13 protein-coding genes are annotated in these 13524 nt (G+C 69.1%); 12 read left to right on the forward strand and 1 reads right to left on the reverse strand.

What is annotated here, in order from left to right; genetic code table 11:
• Positions 1-64: 64 nt before the first annotated feature.
• Genes ACJH6J_RS08625 through ACJH6J_RS08635 form a run of 3 tightly spaced genes read left to right on the forward strand, consistent with a single transcriptional unit; the run spans position 65 to position 2267 of the window.
• Positions 65-1324 carry a bifunctional 3,4-dihydroxy-2-butanone-4-phosphate synthase/GTP cyclohydrolase II gene (locus ACJH6J_RS08625; protein WP_212811527.1) on the forward strand — a complete coding sequence of 420 codons (1260 nt, stop codon included), beginning with the start codon at positions 65-67 and terminating at the stop codon, positions 1322-1324.
• The gene (gene ribH / locus ACJH6J_RS08630; protein WP_029120839.1) at positions 1321-1794 is read left to right on the forward strand and encodes a 6,7-dimethyl-8-ribityllumazine synthase; all 474 of its coding nucleotides are present in this window, start codon (positions 1321-1323) and stop codon (positions 1792-1794) included. The genes ACJH6J_RS08625 and ribH overlap by 4 nt, the downstream gene beginning before the upstream one ends.
• The gene (locus tag ACJH6J_RS08635; protein WP_029120840.1) at positions 1791-2267 is read left to right on the forward strand and encodes a PH domain-containing protein; all 477 of its coding nucleotides are present in this window, start codon (positions 1791-1793) and stop codon (positions 2265-2267) included. The genes ribH and ACJH6J_RS08635 overlap by 4 nt, the downstream gene beginning before the upstream one ends.
• On the opposite strand, the gene ACJH6J_RS08640 is transcribed toward ACJH6J_RS08635, so the two are convergent.
• A complete protein-coding gene (locus ACJH6J_RS08640) occupies positions 2242-2736 on the reverse strand; it encodes a GNAT family N-acetyltransferase (protein ID WP_244872561.1) in 495 nt (164 codons plus the stop codon). The genes ACJH6J_RS08635 and ACJH6J_RS08640 overlap by 26 nt on opposite strands.
• Positions 2737-2770: 34 nt before the next feature.
• On the opposite strand from ACJH6J_RS08640, the gene ACJH6J_RS08645 reads away from it, so the two are divergent.
• From ACJH6J_RS08645 to ACJH6J_RS08685, 9 genes are all read left to right on the forward strand, one after another.
• Positions 2771-3502 carry a hypothetical protein gene (locus tag ACJH6J_RS08645; protein ID WP_212811525.1) on the forward strand — a complete coding sequence of 244 codons (732 nt, stop codon included), beginning with the start codon at positions 2771-2773 and terminating at the stop codon, positions 3500-3502.
• Positions 3499-4830, forward strand: a complete 1332-nt coding sequence (locus tag ACJH6J_RS08650; RefSeq protein WP_212811524.1) for a hypothetical protein — start codon at positions 3499-3501, stop codon at positions 4828-4830. Before ACJH6J_RS08645 ends, ACJH6J_RS08650 begins: the two co-directional genes overlap by 4 nt.
• Positions 4827-6140, forward strand: coding sequence for a UDP-N-acetylmuramoyl-L-alanine--D-glutamate ligase (gene murD, locus ACJH6J_RS08655; protein WP_406802631.1), 1314 nt, complete (start codon positions 4827-4829; stop codon positions 6138-6140). The genes ACJH6J_RS08650 and murD overlap by 4 nt, the downstream gene beginning before the upstream one ends.
• A gap of 9 nt (positions 6141-6149) precedes the next feature.
• Complete coding sequence (gene uvrC, locus ACJH6J_RS08660) at positions 6150-8171, forward strand: excinuclease ABC subunit UvrC (protein WP_135356417.1); 2022 nt, start codon at positions 6150-6152, stop codon at positions 8169-8171.
• A 58-nt stretch (positions 8172-8229) separates the two neighbouring features.
• Positions 8230-9108, forward strand: coding sequence for an RNase adapter RapZ (gene rapZ / locus ACJH6J_RS08665; RefSeq protein WP_135356433.1), 879 nt, complete (start codon positions 8230-8232; stop codon positions 9106-9108).
• A complete protein-coding gene (gene yvcK / locus ACJH6J_RS08670; RefSeq protein WP_135356418.1) occupies positions 9105-10178 on the forward strand; it encodes a uridine diphosphate-N-acetylglucosamine-binding protein YvcK in 1074 nt (357 codons plus the stop codon). Before rapZ ends, yvcK begins: the two co-directional genes overlap by 4 nt.
• The gene (whiA, locus tag ACJH6J_RS08675; protein WP_029105256.1) at positions 10175-11152 is read left to right on the forward strand and encodes a DNA-binding protein WhiA; all 978 of its coding nucleotides are present in this window, start codon (positions 10175-10177) and stop codon (positions 11150-11152) included. Before yvcK ends, whiA begins: the two co-directional genes overlap by 4 nt.
• Positions 11153-11252: 100 nt before the next feature.
• Positions 11253-12272, forward strand: coding sequence for a type I glyceraldehyde-3-phosphate dehydrogenase (gene gap, locus ACJH6J_RS08680; RefSeq protein WP_406803814.1), 1020 nt, complete (start codon positions 11253-11255; stop codon positions 12270-12272).
• 23 nt (positions 12273-12295) lie between these two features.
• Positions 12296-13522, forward strand: coding sequence for a phosphoglycerate kinase (locus ACJH6J_RS08685; RefSeq protein ID WP_318984555.1), 1227 nt, complete (start codon positions 12296-12298; stop codon positions 13520-13522).
• Positions 13523-13524 lie beyond the last annotated feature (2 nt).

A 13524-nucleotide genomic window follows, 5' to 3' on the forward strand; every position in this document is an offset into this window, starting at 1 on the left:
CCAGTGGTTCATACTGGTAGGTGATCAACATGGCCCTGATGTGGCCACGGCAAGGGTGGTGGAGATGACGAGGCTTGATTCCGTCGAGCGGGCGATAGCCGATATCGCGGCGGGCAAGGCTGTCGTCGTCATTGACGACGAAGATCGCGAGAACGAAGGCGATCTGATCTTCGCCGCGGAGAAGGCGACGCCGGAACTGGTGGCCTTCATGGTCCGCTACACCTCGGGCTACCTGTGTGTGCCGCTCGACGGCGCCATCTGCGACAAGCTGGGCCTGCTGCCGATGTACGCGGTGAACCAGGACAAGCACGGCACTGCCTACACCGTCACGGTGGACGCGAAAAAGGGTGTGGGAACCGGCATTTCGGCTTCCGACCGCGCCAAGACCATGCAGCTGCTGGCCGATCCGGACGCCGTCGCGGACGACTTCACCAAACCCGGACACGTAGTCCCGTTGCGCGCCAAGGACGGTGGCGTGCTGCGCCGCCCCGGCCACACCGAGGCCGCCGTCGACCTGGCCCGGCTGGCCGGTCTGCAGCCCGCCGGCGCGATCTGCGAGATCGTCAGCCAGAAGGACGAGGGCTCCATGGCCCAGACCGACGAGCTGCGCGTCTTCGCCGACGACCACGACCTGGCGCTGATCTCCATCGCCGACCTCATCGAATGGCGCCGCAAGCACGAGAAGCACATCGAGCGCGTCGCCGAGGCCCGGATCCCGACCCGGCACGGCGAATTCCGGGCCGTCGGCTACACCAGCATGTACGAGGACGTCGAGCACGTGGCGCTGGTGCGCGGCGAGGTTTCCCCGGAGAACGGTGACGACGTGCTGGTGCGCGTGCACTCCGAGTGTCTGACCGGTGACGTGTTCGGCTCGCGGCGCTGCGACTGCGGCCCCCAGCTCGACGCCGCCATGGAGATGGTGGCCAACGAAGGCCGCGGCGTGGTGCTGTACATGCGCGGACACGAGGGCCGCGGCATCGGCCTGCTGCACAAGCTGCAGGCCTACCAGTTGCAGGACGCCGGCGCCGACACCGTCGACGCCAACCTCGAGCTGGGCCTGCCCGCCGACGCCCGCGACTACGGCATCGGCGCGCAGATCCTGGTCGACCTCGGCATCCGCTCCATGCGGCTGCTGACCAACAACCCGGCCAAGCGCGTCGGCCTGGACGGCTACGGGCTGCACATCATCGAACGCGTGCCGCTGCCCATCGGCCCCAACGCCGACAACATCCGGTACCTGATGACCAAGCGGGACCGGATGGGCCACGACCTCATCGGCCTCGACGATTTCGCCGGTGACGCAACAGACGGAGAAGGTAAATGAGTGGTGTCGGTGTGCCGGACATGCCGGCGCTCGACGCGTCCGGGATCAAGCTGGCCATCGTCGCCAGCACGTGGCACACCAAGATCTGTGACGCGCTGCTCGACGGCGCCCTCCGGGTCGCCACCGCATCGGGTATCGCCGAACCGACCGTGGTCCGCGTGCTCGGTGCCATCGAAATCCCGGTTGTGGCACAGGAATTGGCCAAGAACCACGACGCGGTGATCGCGCTGGGTGTGGTGATCCGCGGTGGCACACCGCATTTCGACTACGTGTGCGACGCCGTCACGCAGGGCCTCACGCGGGTGTCGCTCGACGAGTCGACACCGGTCGCCAACGGTGTGCTGACGGTCAACACCGAAGAGCAGGCCATCGACCGTGCGGGCCTGCCCGGCTCGGCCGAGGACAAGGGTGAGCAGGCCGCGTCGGCGGCCCTCGCCACCGCGATCACGCTGCGCGACCTGCGTCGATGACGAAGGAAACCGGCAGCTGGGACCTGGAGGTCCGGCCGCAGCGCGTGAAGTACGTCGCGTACGCGGCGGCCGCCGTCATCATCGCCGTGCACGTCACGGTGGGGGCGCTGCTCAAAATCGGTGCCACCGGGGTGATCTTCCAGACCGCCGACCAGGTGTCCATGGCGCTGCTCGGTGTCATCCTCGCCGGTGCGGTGCTGTTGCCGACACGGTCCCGGCTGCGGGTCGGCCCGGCCGGCATCGTCGTCCGTAACGTCTTGAGCGACAAGACGATTGCCTGGTCCGACATCGTCGGGGTGTCGTTCCCGCTGGGCGCCCGCTGGGCGCGGGTGGATCTGCCCGACGACGAGTACGTCCCGATCATGGCCATCCAGACCGTCGACAAGGCGCGGGCCGTCGACGCGATGGACCGGCTTCGGGAGCTGGTCGCGAAATACCGCCCGGACCTCAGCTCAGCGTCAAAGACATCGTGAGTTCGTCTGCCGGGCCCGGGCTTCGGGAACCCTCCGCCGGGTCGGCCGTGGCGACGAATCCGAAGGCGCGATAGACCCCGAGCGCGGCGGTGTTGTCGCGGTGCACCCGCAGCGTCACGGTGCGCGCTCCCAGACCGCGACCCCAGTCGATGGCCGCGGTCAACAGAGTGCGCGCCACCCCGCGGCCGCGGGCGACCGGATCGGTCCACAGCGAGTACAGGTACACCGAGCTCGGGCTGGCCCGATGTGCCGCGATCAGGCCCACCAGCTGGTCCTCCTGAGCCACGGCGAACTGCGCGTGCGCCCGCAGGCGACGGCGCCACTGCGTCCCGGTGAAGCTCATCTCGGCGCGGTACTCGGCATCGTCGGTGCCCGCGGAATCGGCCAGCGCGCGCAGCCGCAGCGCCGCGAACACCCGCCAGTCGGCTTCGGTGAGCCGGATCACCCCCACCTGGGTGCTCCCTCCCATGGGATAGAATTTGCTGATAGTGACCGATTTTCGCATGCCTTCGCCGCCCGACGCCGTGGCGATCGCACCCGATGAACTGGTCGGCCGCCTCGGTGCGTACCCGACGGTGACCGTGCCGATCTACCAGGGCCGGACCGTCGACACCCCGTCGCTGTGGCAGCACCTCGCCGAACCCGCGGACTACTTCGGGCTGACCATGCCTGCCCGCGCCGATCTGGACGCCGCGCTGGCTTCCTTCTCGACCCTGCCGGGACTGGTCGCCGCCACGGTCACGATCACCGACGGCGGCCGGTGCGCGGTGACGGGCCTGCCCTCGCAGGTCTGCACGCCGAAGCCGGTACGCATCGGATGGCGCGACAGCGGCTGGACCCCGCCGGCGGCGACGGACGAGCCGTGGCTGCGGATGGCGGCCCGGACGACCAGCCTGGGCACCGTGGACCTGCTGCTGCGCCGGCTGGCCGAACAGGGCTGCGTGGACGGCATCGCACCCGGTCCCGAGATCACGCCGGCCGTGGTCGGCGCGTTGCTCCTCGACATCGGCGCCGAACTGGTCGGCGTCGAGAATCCGGAGCCGGTCTCGTTGGTGGACCAGCTGCAGACGTGTGGCGTCGTGCGCGGTGTCGAGCGCCGTGCTTCGGTGCCCGCCGACCAGGTACTGCGCGCCTGGTGGATCTCGCCGCAGTACCGCACCCACCCGGTCGCACAACTCGGCGACCATGCCGTCCCCGTTGATCCCGCCCACCCGCCGTTCCTGGAGCAGCTGTGACCGAACCTTTTGTCCCACAGTCCTACAAGTCGTTCCGCATCGACGGCTACGACATCGAGGGCGGTGTGTTCCACGGGCGCTACACCATGTGCGGGGCCGACTCCGCCGACGATGTCAGCTTCGCCGAGACCGTCGATTTCGGCGACACCCTGGGCGGTGGCCGGCCCGACGACCGGCTGCTGCGCCTCCTGACGCTGACCTGCTCGTTGAGCTACTACAAGGCGGCAGCGCCGCCGCAGATCGAAATCGCCTTCCCGACTTACGATTTCGAACGCGAATATCTGCGGCAGGTGTTGGCAGGTGGCCTGGGTGAGTACGCGTACCGCAACAACCTCCCGGGCGCACTGAGCCCGGAGATCACCGGCGACCGTGCCGAGATCGGCGAGCCGCGGGCGGATACCTGGAATCCCGACGCGGCGCCGCTGGTGCCGGTCGGCGGCGGCAAGGACTCGGTGGTGACCATCGAAGCGCTCGCGCCGCTGCGGCCGGTGTTGTTCAACGTCAACAAGTTCGACCCGATCGACCGGTGTGTCGAGATCAGCGGGCTGCCGCACGTGCGCGTCATGCGGACCATCGACCGCACGCTCATCGACGTCAACGCCGCCGGCGCCTACAACGGGCACATCCCGGTCACCGCGATCAACAGCATCATCGGCCTCATCGTGGCCGACGCCAACGGCCTGGGGCCGGTCGTGCTGTCCAACGAACGCTCGTCCAACGTCGGCAATGTCGAATGGATGGGCCAGGACATCAACCACCAGTGGTCCAAGAGCGTCACCTACGAGACGCTGTTACGCGACACCCTCGCCGCGTACGGACTGAACCCGGACCGGTACTTCTCGCTGCTGCGTGGCCTGTCGGAGTCGCAGATCGCCGACCGGTTCGCCGCCAGCCCGCAGTATTTCCGCGCGTTCATCAGCTGCAACCGGCCGTTCGCGCTCGACGCCGGCCGCCGCGGCGCCACCTGGTGCGGGCACTGCCCGAAGTGCCAGTTCGTCTTCGTGCTGATGGCGCCGCGGCTGGGCCGCGCCGAGGTCGAGGCGATCTTCGGCCGAAACCTGTTCGAGGGCACCGACAGCCGTGCCGAGTTCGAGGACATCCTCGGGGTGGGCGCGCACAAGCCGTTCGAGTGCGTCGGTGAGTACTACGAGGCCGCCGAGTCGATGCTGACGATCCTCGACGACGAGGCCTGGGCCGGCCTGCCGCTGGTCGAGCAGTTCCGCAGTGCGCGAGCCGATCTGGAGCGCGTCGCCGCCGACCACGACGACAGCCCGGCGGTGCAGTACGTGCCCGAGCGTTACCGAGCCGCCCTGGACGCGCGGCCATGACGGCACAGCGCCCGCAACTTTCGGGTGCCACCGTCGGCATCTGGGGTTTCGGCAAGGAGGGCCAGTCGCTGGCCCGGACCGCGGCTGCCGCGGGAGCGGCGCGGATCGACGCCGTCGACGACGCCGGCCGCGGCACCCTGGACGCACCGACCGACATCGCCAACCTCAACCTGTGGCGCGGCGCCGAACACCTGACCCGCCTTGCGGACTCCGACGTCGTCTTCCTCAGCCCCGGAATACCTTGGCACCAGCCATTTTTCGCCGAGTTACGCGCCGCCGGCGCCACGCTGTCGAGTGCCGCCGACTGGTATCTGCGCCGGTACGCCGCGCAGACCGTCGGCGTCACCGGGACCAAGGGCAAGAGCACCACCGCATCGTTCCTGTCGCACCTGCTGTGCCGGCTCGACGCCGATGCCGTCGTCGCGGGCAACATCGGCACCCCGCTGTCGGACCTGGATCCGGGACCGGACGCCGTCGTGGTCGCCGAGCTGTCCAGCCAGCAGTTGGCACTGGTGACGGCGTCACCGCGGATCTCGGTGATCACCAACCTCTTCGAGGACCACCTCGACTGGCACGGCGACATCGACGCCTACCACGGCGCGAAAGCCAACATCTTCGCCCACGGCGGTGAGGTCCTGGTCACCACGCCACAGGTGCTGGCCGCCCTCGAGCGGCTGGGCATCGCGTTGCCGCCGGTGGTGCGCACCGTCGACCCGGCGGACGTGACGCGTCCCGAAGGTGACTACGTCATGGCCTACGAGCACAACGTCGTCAACGGCGCCCTGGCTGCCGCCGCGGCGGCAGAAGTGCTCGGCCGGGCTGTGACCGAGGACGAATTCCTCGGCGCGGTAACGACATTCGAGGCCCTCCCGCACCGGCTGCAGGTCGTGCGCCGCACCGGGGACGTGCGCTGGATCGACGACACCCTGGCCACCACGGGGGAGAGCGTGGTCGCGGCCCTGCGCTCCATGCGGCCCGACGACCGGGTGGCGCTCATCGTCGGCGGCATGGACCGTCAGCTCGACTACGACCAGATCGACGACTATCTGCTCTCGGGCGCACGTGACGTTCACCTCATCCAGGGACCGACCAACGGGACCGCGATCGGCCGCCGCTTCGCCGCGGCGCGGCCCGCGTCGGTGCACCCCGTGGACAGTCTGCAGGCGGCGGTGCAGGTCGCGGCCGCCGTGCCGGGGGTGACGGCCGTGCTGCTGTCGCCGGGCGCGGCGAGCTACGACCTGTACGCGAACTACGTGGCCAAGGCCGCGGCGTTCTGCGAGCTCATCGATGCTGTCAGCCGGCCGAACTAACCTGTAACGGTGCCTGATCCATCGACGTACCGGCCTGCGCCGGGGACCATCCCGTTGGAGCCGGGGGTGTACCGGTTCCGGGATCCGCACGGTCGGGTCATCTACGTCGGCAAGGCCAAGAGCCTGCGCAGTCGGCTGAACTCGTACTTCGCCGACCTGTCGGCGCTCGCGCCGCGGACCCGGCAGATGGTGACGACGGCCGGCAGTGTCGAGTGGACGGTCGTCACGACCGAAGTCGAAGCGCTGCAGCTGGAATACAACTGGATCAAGGAATTCGATCCGCGCTTCAACATCCGGTACCGCGACGACAAGTCGTACCCCGTGCTGGCGGTGACCCTCAATGAGGAGTACCCGCGGCTGTTCGTCTACCGCGGTCCGCGCCGCAAGGGCGTCCGGTACTTCGGTCCGTACTCGCACGCCTGGGCCATCCGCGAGACGCTGGATCTGCTCACCCGGGTGTTCCCGGCGCGCACCTGCTCGAACGGAGTGTTCAAGCGGCACAACCAGATCGGGCGGCCCTGCCTGTTGGGCTACATCGACAAGTGCTCGGCACCGTGCGTCGGCCGGGTGACCGCCGCCGAGCACCGCAAGATCGTCGAGGACTTCTGCGACTTCCTGGCCGGCAAGACCGACCGGCTGGCGCGGGACATGGAACAGCAGATGGCCGAGGCCGCCGAGGAATTGGAGTTCGAGCGCGCCGCGCGGCTGCGCGACAACATCTCGGCGCTCAAGCGGGCACTGGAGAAGCAGGCCGTCGTGCTCGGTGACGGCACCGACGCCGACGTGGTGGCCTTCGCCGACGACGACCTGGAAGCCGCCGTGCAGGTCTTCCACGTCCGGGGCGGCCGGGTCCGCGGTCAGCGCGGCTGGGTCATCGAGAAGTCGGGCGAGCCGGGGGAGTCCGGTGAGGACTATCTGGTGAGCCAGTTCCTCACGCAGTTCTACGGCGATCAGGCCGAGCTGCGCGGCGCCGGACCGACCGACGAGACCACCAACCCGGTACCGAAAGAGGTTCTGGTGCCGGTACTTCCGGACAACGCCGGCGAACTCGCCGACTGGTTGTCGGGCCTGCGGGGGTCGCGGGTGCAGTTGCGCGTGGCGCAACGTGGCGACAAGCGCGCCCTGGCCGACACCGTGCAGCGCAACGCGCAGGACGCGCTGGCGCAGCACAAGCTCAAGCGGGCCGGTGACTTCAACGCCAGATCGGAAGCATTGCAGAGCATTCAGGACTCGCTGGAGTTGGACGACGCGCCGCTGCGCATCGAGTGCGTCGACATCAGCCACGTGCAGGGCACCGACGTGGTGGCCTCGCTGGTGGTGTTCGAGGACGGGTTGCCGCGCAAGTCCGACTACCGGCACTACGCGATCCGGGAGGCCGCCGGCGACGGCCGGTCCGACGACGTCGCGTCCATCGCCGAGGTCACCCGCCGGCGCTTCGCGCGCCATGTCGCCGATACCCAGGTGCTGGAGAACGCCGACGTGACCGACGCCACCGAAACCCCGGTGCGGCCAAAGCGTTTCGCCTATCCGCCGAACCTGTTCGTGGTCGACGGCGGCGCGCCCCAGGTGAACGCGGCGGCCGCGGTGCTCGACGAACTGGGCGTCACCGACGTGGCGGTCATCGGGCTGGCCAAGCGTCTGGAAGAGGTGTGGGTCCCCGAGCAGCCGGACCCGCTGATCATGCCGCGCAACAGCGAGGGCCTGTATCTGTTGCAGCGGGTGCGTGACGAAGCCCACCGGTTCGCCATCACCTATCACCGCAGCAAACGGTCGAAGCGGATGACGGCGTCGGTGCTCGACGCGATCCCGGGTCTCGGTGAGCACCGGCGCAAGGCGTTGGTCACCCACTTCGGTTCGGTGGCACGGTTGAAGGAGGCCGGCGTCGACGAGCTGACGGCGGTGCCGGGCATCGGGGCGGCGACGGCGCAGGCGGTCGTGGATGCGCTGCGCTCGGATTCCCCGGGGCCCGATTCCCCGCCGGAACCGGGGGCGGCGCCGACGGTTATCGGCAATGATCGGACAGAGCAGTGAGCGCGCAGCACCAGCGGATGAGCAACGGGGGACGGACGAAGTCGTGACGGACGATCAGATGGACGGTGCTGCCGGCGAGATCGACGTGGTTCTGGTCACGGGTCTGTCCGGTGCCGGCCGCGGCACCGCCGCCAAGGTGCTCGAGGATCTCGGCTGGTACGTCGCCGACAATCTGCCCCCGGAGTTGATCACCCGGATGGTCGAGCTGGGTCTGGCCGCCGGTTCGCGCATCACCAAGCTGGCCGTGGTGATGGACGTCCGTTCGCGCGGCTTCACGGGCGACCTCGATTTCGTGCGCCGGGAATTGGCGACCCGCAGTGTGTTCCCCCGGGTGCTGTTCCTGGAGGCCTCCGATGACATCCTGGTGCGCCGCTACGAGCAGAACCGGCGCAGTCACCCGCTGCAGGGCAACCAGACGCTCGCGGAAGGCATTGCCGCCGAACGGAGATTGCTGGAGTCGGTGCGCGCCACGGCCGATCTGATCATCGACACGTCGACGCTGCCGGTGCCGGCGTTGCGCGCCAGCATCGAGCGCGCCTTCAGCGGGGAGGCTGTCGCCGGCACGAGCGTGACCGTCGAGAGTTTCGGCTATAAATATGGTCTGCCGATGGACGCCGACACCGTGATGGATGTCCGGTTCCTGCCGAATCCGCATTGGGTCGACGAGTTGCGGCCCCATACCGGGCAGCATCCGGCGGTTCGGGACTACGTGCTGGGACAAGAGGGCGCCGCCGAGTTCCTGGACACCTACCATCGGCTGCTGGGGGTTGTGATCGACGGCTATCGCAGGGAGGGGAAGCGCTACATGACCGTGGCCATCGGCTGCACCGGCGGCAAGCATCGCAGTGTCGCGATCGCCGAAGCGCTGGCGGGCCGGCTGCGTGGCGGTGACCACCTGACCGTGCGCGTGCTGCACCGGGATCTGGGGCGCGAATGACGGAAGATCGGGCTCCCGCACGCATCGTGGCGCTCGGCGGCGGGCACGGCTTGTACGCGACGCTGTCCGCGGCGCGCCGGCTGACGCCGCATGTCACCGCTGTCGTCACCGTCGCCGATGACGGCGGTTCCTCGGGCCGGCTGCGCTCCGAACTGGACATCGTGCCCCCGGGTGATCTGCGAATGGCGTTGGCGGCCTTGGCATCCGACAGTCCACACGGGCAGTTGTGGGCCACCATCATCCAGCACCGGTTCAACGGCAGCGGCGCGCTGGCCGGTCATCCGATCGGCAATCTCCTGCTCGCCGGCCTCAATGAGGTCCTGGCCGACCCGGTCGCCGCGCTCGACGAGCTGGGCCGGATCCTCGGGGTCAAGGGCCGCGTGCTGCCGATGTGTCCCATCGCATTGCAGATCGAGGCCGACGTGTCGGGGCTCGAGGCCGATCCGCGGATGAGCCGCGTGATCCGCGGTCAGGTCGCGGTCGCCACCACACCGGGCAAGGTGCGCCGGGTCCGGCTGCTGCCGGGCGATCCGCCGGCGACCCGGCAGGCCGTCGACGCCATCATGTCGGCAGACCTCGTGGTGCTCGGTCCGGGTTCCTGGTTCAGCAGTGTCATCCCGCATGTGCTGGTGCCCCAGCTGCTGGCCGCGCTGCAGGCGACCGAGGCACGCCGGGCCCTGGTGCTCAACCTCGCCGCCGAGCCGGGGGAGACCGCCGGGTTCTCCGCGGAGCGTCATGTACACGTGCTCTCGCAGCACGCCCCGGGCCTGACGGTCCACGACATCATCGTCGACGCCGCGAGCGTCCCCAGCGAACGGGAACGCGACCAACTGCGCCGGGCGGCGTCGTTTCTCGAGGCTCAGGTCGAGTTTGCTGACGTATCCCGACCTGGTACACCTTTACATGACCCGGCACGGCTTGCGGCTGCGCTGGAGCGGGTGCGTCGTGGTGGCAGCGCACCGGCCCGGCCCGCATACGAGCCATCTACTCCCGCCGCTCGGTCGGCCGACGGATTACTCCGTCAGCAGCCGGCCCCTGAAGGACCAAGAGGTGACGATTCGTGGCGATGACTTCGGAAGTGAAGGACGAGCTGAGCCGGCTGGTCGTCAACTCGGTGACCGCACGCCGGGCCGAGGTGGCGTCGCTGCTGCGGTTCGCCGGCGGCCTGCACATCGTGGCCGGACGCGTCGTCGTCGAGGCCGAGGTCGACCTGGGCAGCATCGCCCGGCGGCTGCGCAAGGACATCTACGACCTGTACGGCTACAACGCCGTCGTACACGTGCTGTCGGCCAGCGGCATCCGCAAGAGCACCCGGTATGTGGTGCGCGTCGCGCAGGACGGTGAGGCGCTGGCGCGTCAGACCGGGCTGCTCGATCTGCGTGGCCGGCCCGTGCGTGGCCTGCCCGCCCAGGTGGTCGGTGGCAGCGTCGGCGACGCCGAGGCGGCGTGGCGAGGTGCGTTCCTGGCGCACGGTTCGCTGACCGAGCCCGGGCGGTCGTCGGCGCTCGAAGTCAGTTGCCCCGGACCGGAGGCGGCACTGGCGCTCGTCGGTGCGGCCCGCCGGCTCGGGGTCAGTGCCAAGGCCCGCGAGGTCCGCGGCAGCGACCGCGTGGTGGTGCGCGACGGCGAGGCCATCGGCGCGTTGCTGACCCGCATGGGCGCCCAGGACACCCGGCTCAATTGGGAAGAGCGGCGCATGCGCCGCGAGGTGCGTGCCACCGCCAACCGGCTGGCCAACTTCGACGACGCGAACCTGCGCCGGTCCGCACGGGCGGCCGTCGCGGCCGCGGCGCGGGTCGAACGGGCGCTCGACATCCTCGGCGACACGGTGCCCGACCACCTGTCGGCCGCGGGCCGGTTGCGCGTCGAACACCGGCAGGCCTCGCTCGAGGAACTGGGCCGGTTGGCCGACCCGCCGATGACGAAAGATGCTGTGGCAGGCCGGATTCGGCGCCTGCTGTCGATGGCCGACCGCAAGGCCAAGCTGGAGGGCATTCCGGACACCGAGTCGGCCGTCACCCCGGACCTGCTCGACGACGCCTAGCGCGAGTCTCCGGTACCGCACGTGAGGTCCCTCACCGCACTAGGCTGGCTGAGGATTCACCGCATGACCTGTCCAGGAGTACCGGCGAGGGAGCACAGCAGTGACTATTCGGATCGGCGTCAATGGTTTCGGGCGTATCGGGCGTAACTTCTTCCGGGCCCTGGATGCGCAAAAAGCGGGGGGGAAGAACGCCGATCTGGAGATCGTCGCGGTCAATGACCTGACCTCGACGGATGCGTTGGCGCATCTGTTGAAGTTCGATTCGATCCTGGGCCGGCTGCCGTACGACGTCCGCGCTGATGGCGACACGCTGATCGTGGGTGAGACCAAGATCAAGGCCCTGGCGGTCAAGGAAGGCCCGGCGGCGCTGCCGTGGGGCGATCTGGGCGTGGACATCGTGGTCGAGTCCACCGGTATCTTCACCGACGCCGCCAAGGCCCGCGGCCACCTGGAAGCGGGTGCCAAGAAGGTGATCATCTCCGCGCCGGCGACCGGTGAGGACATCACCATCGTGATGGGCGTCAACGACGACAAGTACGACGGCAGCCAGGACATCATCTCCAATGCCTCGTGCACCACGAACTGTCTGGGCCCGATCGCCAAGGTCCTCAACGACGAGTTCGGGATCGAGCGCGGCCTGATGACCACGATCCACGCCTACACCCAGGATCAGAACCTGCAGGACGGGCCGCACAAGGATCTGCGCCGGGCCCGGGCGGCGGCGATCAACATCGTGCCGACCTCCACCGGCGCGGCCAAGGCCATCGGCCTGGTGCTGCCCGAACTCAAGGGCAAGTTGGACGGGTACGCGCTGCGGGTGCCGGTGCCCACCGGGTCGGTGACCGATCTGACCGCCGAGCTGGGCAAGTCGGCGTCGGCGGCGGAGATCAACGCCGCGATGCAGGCCGCGGCTGAGGGGCCGCTCAAGGGGATTTTGAAGTACTACGACGCGCCGATCGTGTCGTCCGATATCGTCACCGACCCGCACAGTTCGCTGTTCGATGCGGGACTGACCAAGGTCATCGACAACCAAGCCAAGGTCGTGTCCTGGTATGACAACGAATGGGGCTACTCCAACCGCATCGCTGATTTGGCTGCGCTGGTCGGCAAGTCGCTGTAGACGCACGTGAGAGAAAGACAGGTATGAGCATCAAGACCCTCGATGAGCTGTTGGCCGAAGGCGTAGAGGGGCGGGGCGTCCTGGTCCGCTCCGACCTGAACGTCCCGCTCGACGAGAACGGCAACATCACCGATCCCGGCCGGATCATCGCCTCGGTCCCGACGCTGGCCGCGCTGGCCGACGCCGGTGCGAAGGTCGTCATCACCGCGCACCTGGGCCGGCCCAAGGGCGGACCGGACCCCAAGTTCTCGCTCGCGCCGGTGGCCGCCGCGCTCGGAGAGAAGCTGGGCCGGCACGTGCAGCTCGCCGGTGACGTCGTCGGCACCGACGCGCTGGCGCGTGCCGAGGGTCTGACCGACGGCGACGTGCTGCTGCTGGAGAACATCCGCTTCGACCCGCGCGAGACCAGCAAGGACGACGCCGAGCGCGCGGCCCTGGCCCGCGAGCTGGCGGCTCTGGTCGAGGGTCCCGACGGCTCGCCCGGCGCGTTCGTCTCCGACGGCTTCGGTGTGGTGCACCGTAAGCAGGCCTCGGTGTACGACGTCGCGAACATCCTGCCGCACTACGCCGGCACGCTGGTCGACGCCGAGGTCAAGGTGCTCGAGCAGCTGACCAGCTCGACCGAGCGGCCCTACGCCGTCGTGCTCGGCGGCTCGAAGGTGTCCGACAAGCTCGCCGTCATCGAGAACCTCGCCACCAAAGCCGACAGCCTCATCATCGGCGGCGGCATGTGCTTCACCTTCCTTGCCGCGCAAGGCCTTTCGGTCGGTACCTCGCTGCTGCAGGAGGAGATGATCGACACCTGTAAGCGGCTGCTGGACACCTACGCCGACGTCATCCACCTTCCCGTCGACATCGTGGTGGCCGACAAGTTCGCCGCCGACGCCGCGCCGGAGACCGTGGCCTCCGACCGCATCCCGGACGGCAAGATGGGCCTGGACATCGGCCCCGAGTCGGTCAAGCGCTTCACCGCGCTGTTGTCCAACGCCAAGACCGTGTTCTGGAACGGGCCGATGGGCGTTTTCGAGTTCCCGGCCTTCGCCGACGGCACCAGGGGCGTCGCCGAGGCCATCATCACCGCCACGTCCAAGGGCGCGTTCAGCGTCGTCGGTGGCGGCGACTCGGCTGCCGCGGTGCGCCAGCTCGAACTCGCCGAGGACGGCTTCTCCCACATCTCGACCGGCGGCGGTGCGTCGCTGGAGTACCTCGAGGGCAAGACCCTCCCGGGCATCGAAGTGCTGGGGTCGTAAAC

The organism is Mycobacterium sp. SMC-18, from assembly GCF_045310895.1.
Classification (GTDB): domain Bacteria; phylum Actinomycetota; class Actinomycetes; order Mycobacteriales; family Mycobacteriaceae; genus Mycobacterium.

Coding starts and splice junctions, on each gene's coding strand:
- ACJH6J_RS08645 (WP_212811525.1), top strand. CDS start 2,771: ATGCCTTCGCCGCCCGACGCCGTGGCGATCGCACCCGATGAACTGGTC.
- ACJH6J_RS08685 (WP_318984555.1), top strand. CDS start 12,296: ATGAGCATCAAGACCCTCGATGAGCTGTTGGCCGAAGGCGTAGAGGGG.
- murD (WP_406802631.1), top strand. CDS start 4,827: ATGACGGCACAGCGCCCGCAACTTTCGGGTGCCACCGTCGGCATCTGG.
- ACJH6J_RS08635 (WP_029120840.1), top strand. CDS start 1,791: ATGACGAAGGAAACCGGCAGCTGGGACCTGGAGGTCCGGCCGCAGCGC.
- rapZ (WP_135356433.1), top strand. CDS start 8,230: ATGGACGGTGCTGCCGGCGAGATCGACGTGGTTCTGGTCACGGGTCTG.
- yvcK (WP_135356418.1), top strand. CDS start 9,105: ATGACGGAAGATCGGGCTCCCGCACGCATCGTGGCGCTCGGCGGCGGG.
- ACJH6J_RS08625 (WP_212811527.1), top strand. CDS start 65: ATGACGAGGCTTGATTCCGTCGAGCGGGCGATAGCCGATATCGCGGCG.
- ribH (WP_029120839.1), top strand. CDS start 1,321: ATGAGTGGTGTCGGTGTGCCGGACATGCCGGCGCTCGACGCGTCCGGG.
- ACJH6J_RS08640 (WP_244872561.1), bottom strand. CDS start 2,736: ATGGGAGGGAGCACCCAGGTGGGGGTGATCCGGCTCACCGAAGCCGAC.
- whiA (WP_029105256.1), top strand. CDS start 10,175: ATGACTTCGGAAGTGAAGGACGAGCTGAGCCGGCTGGTCGTCAACTCG.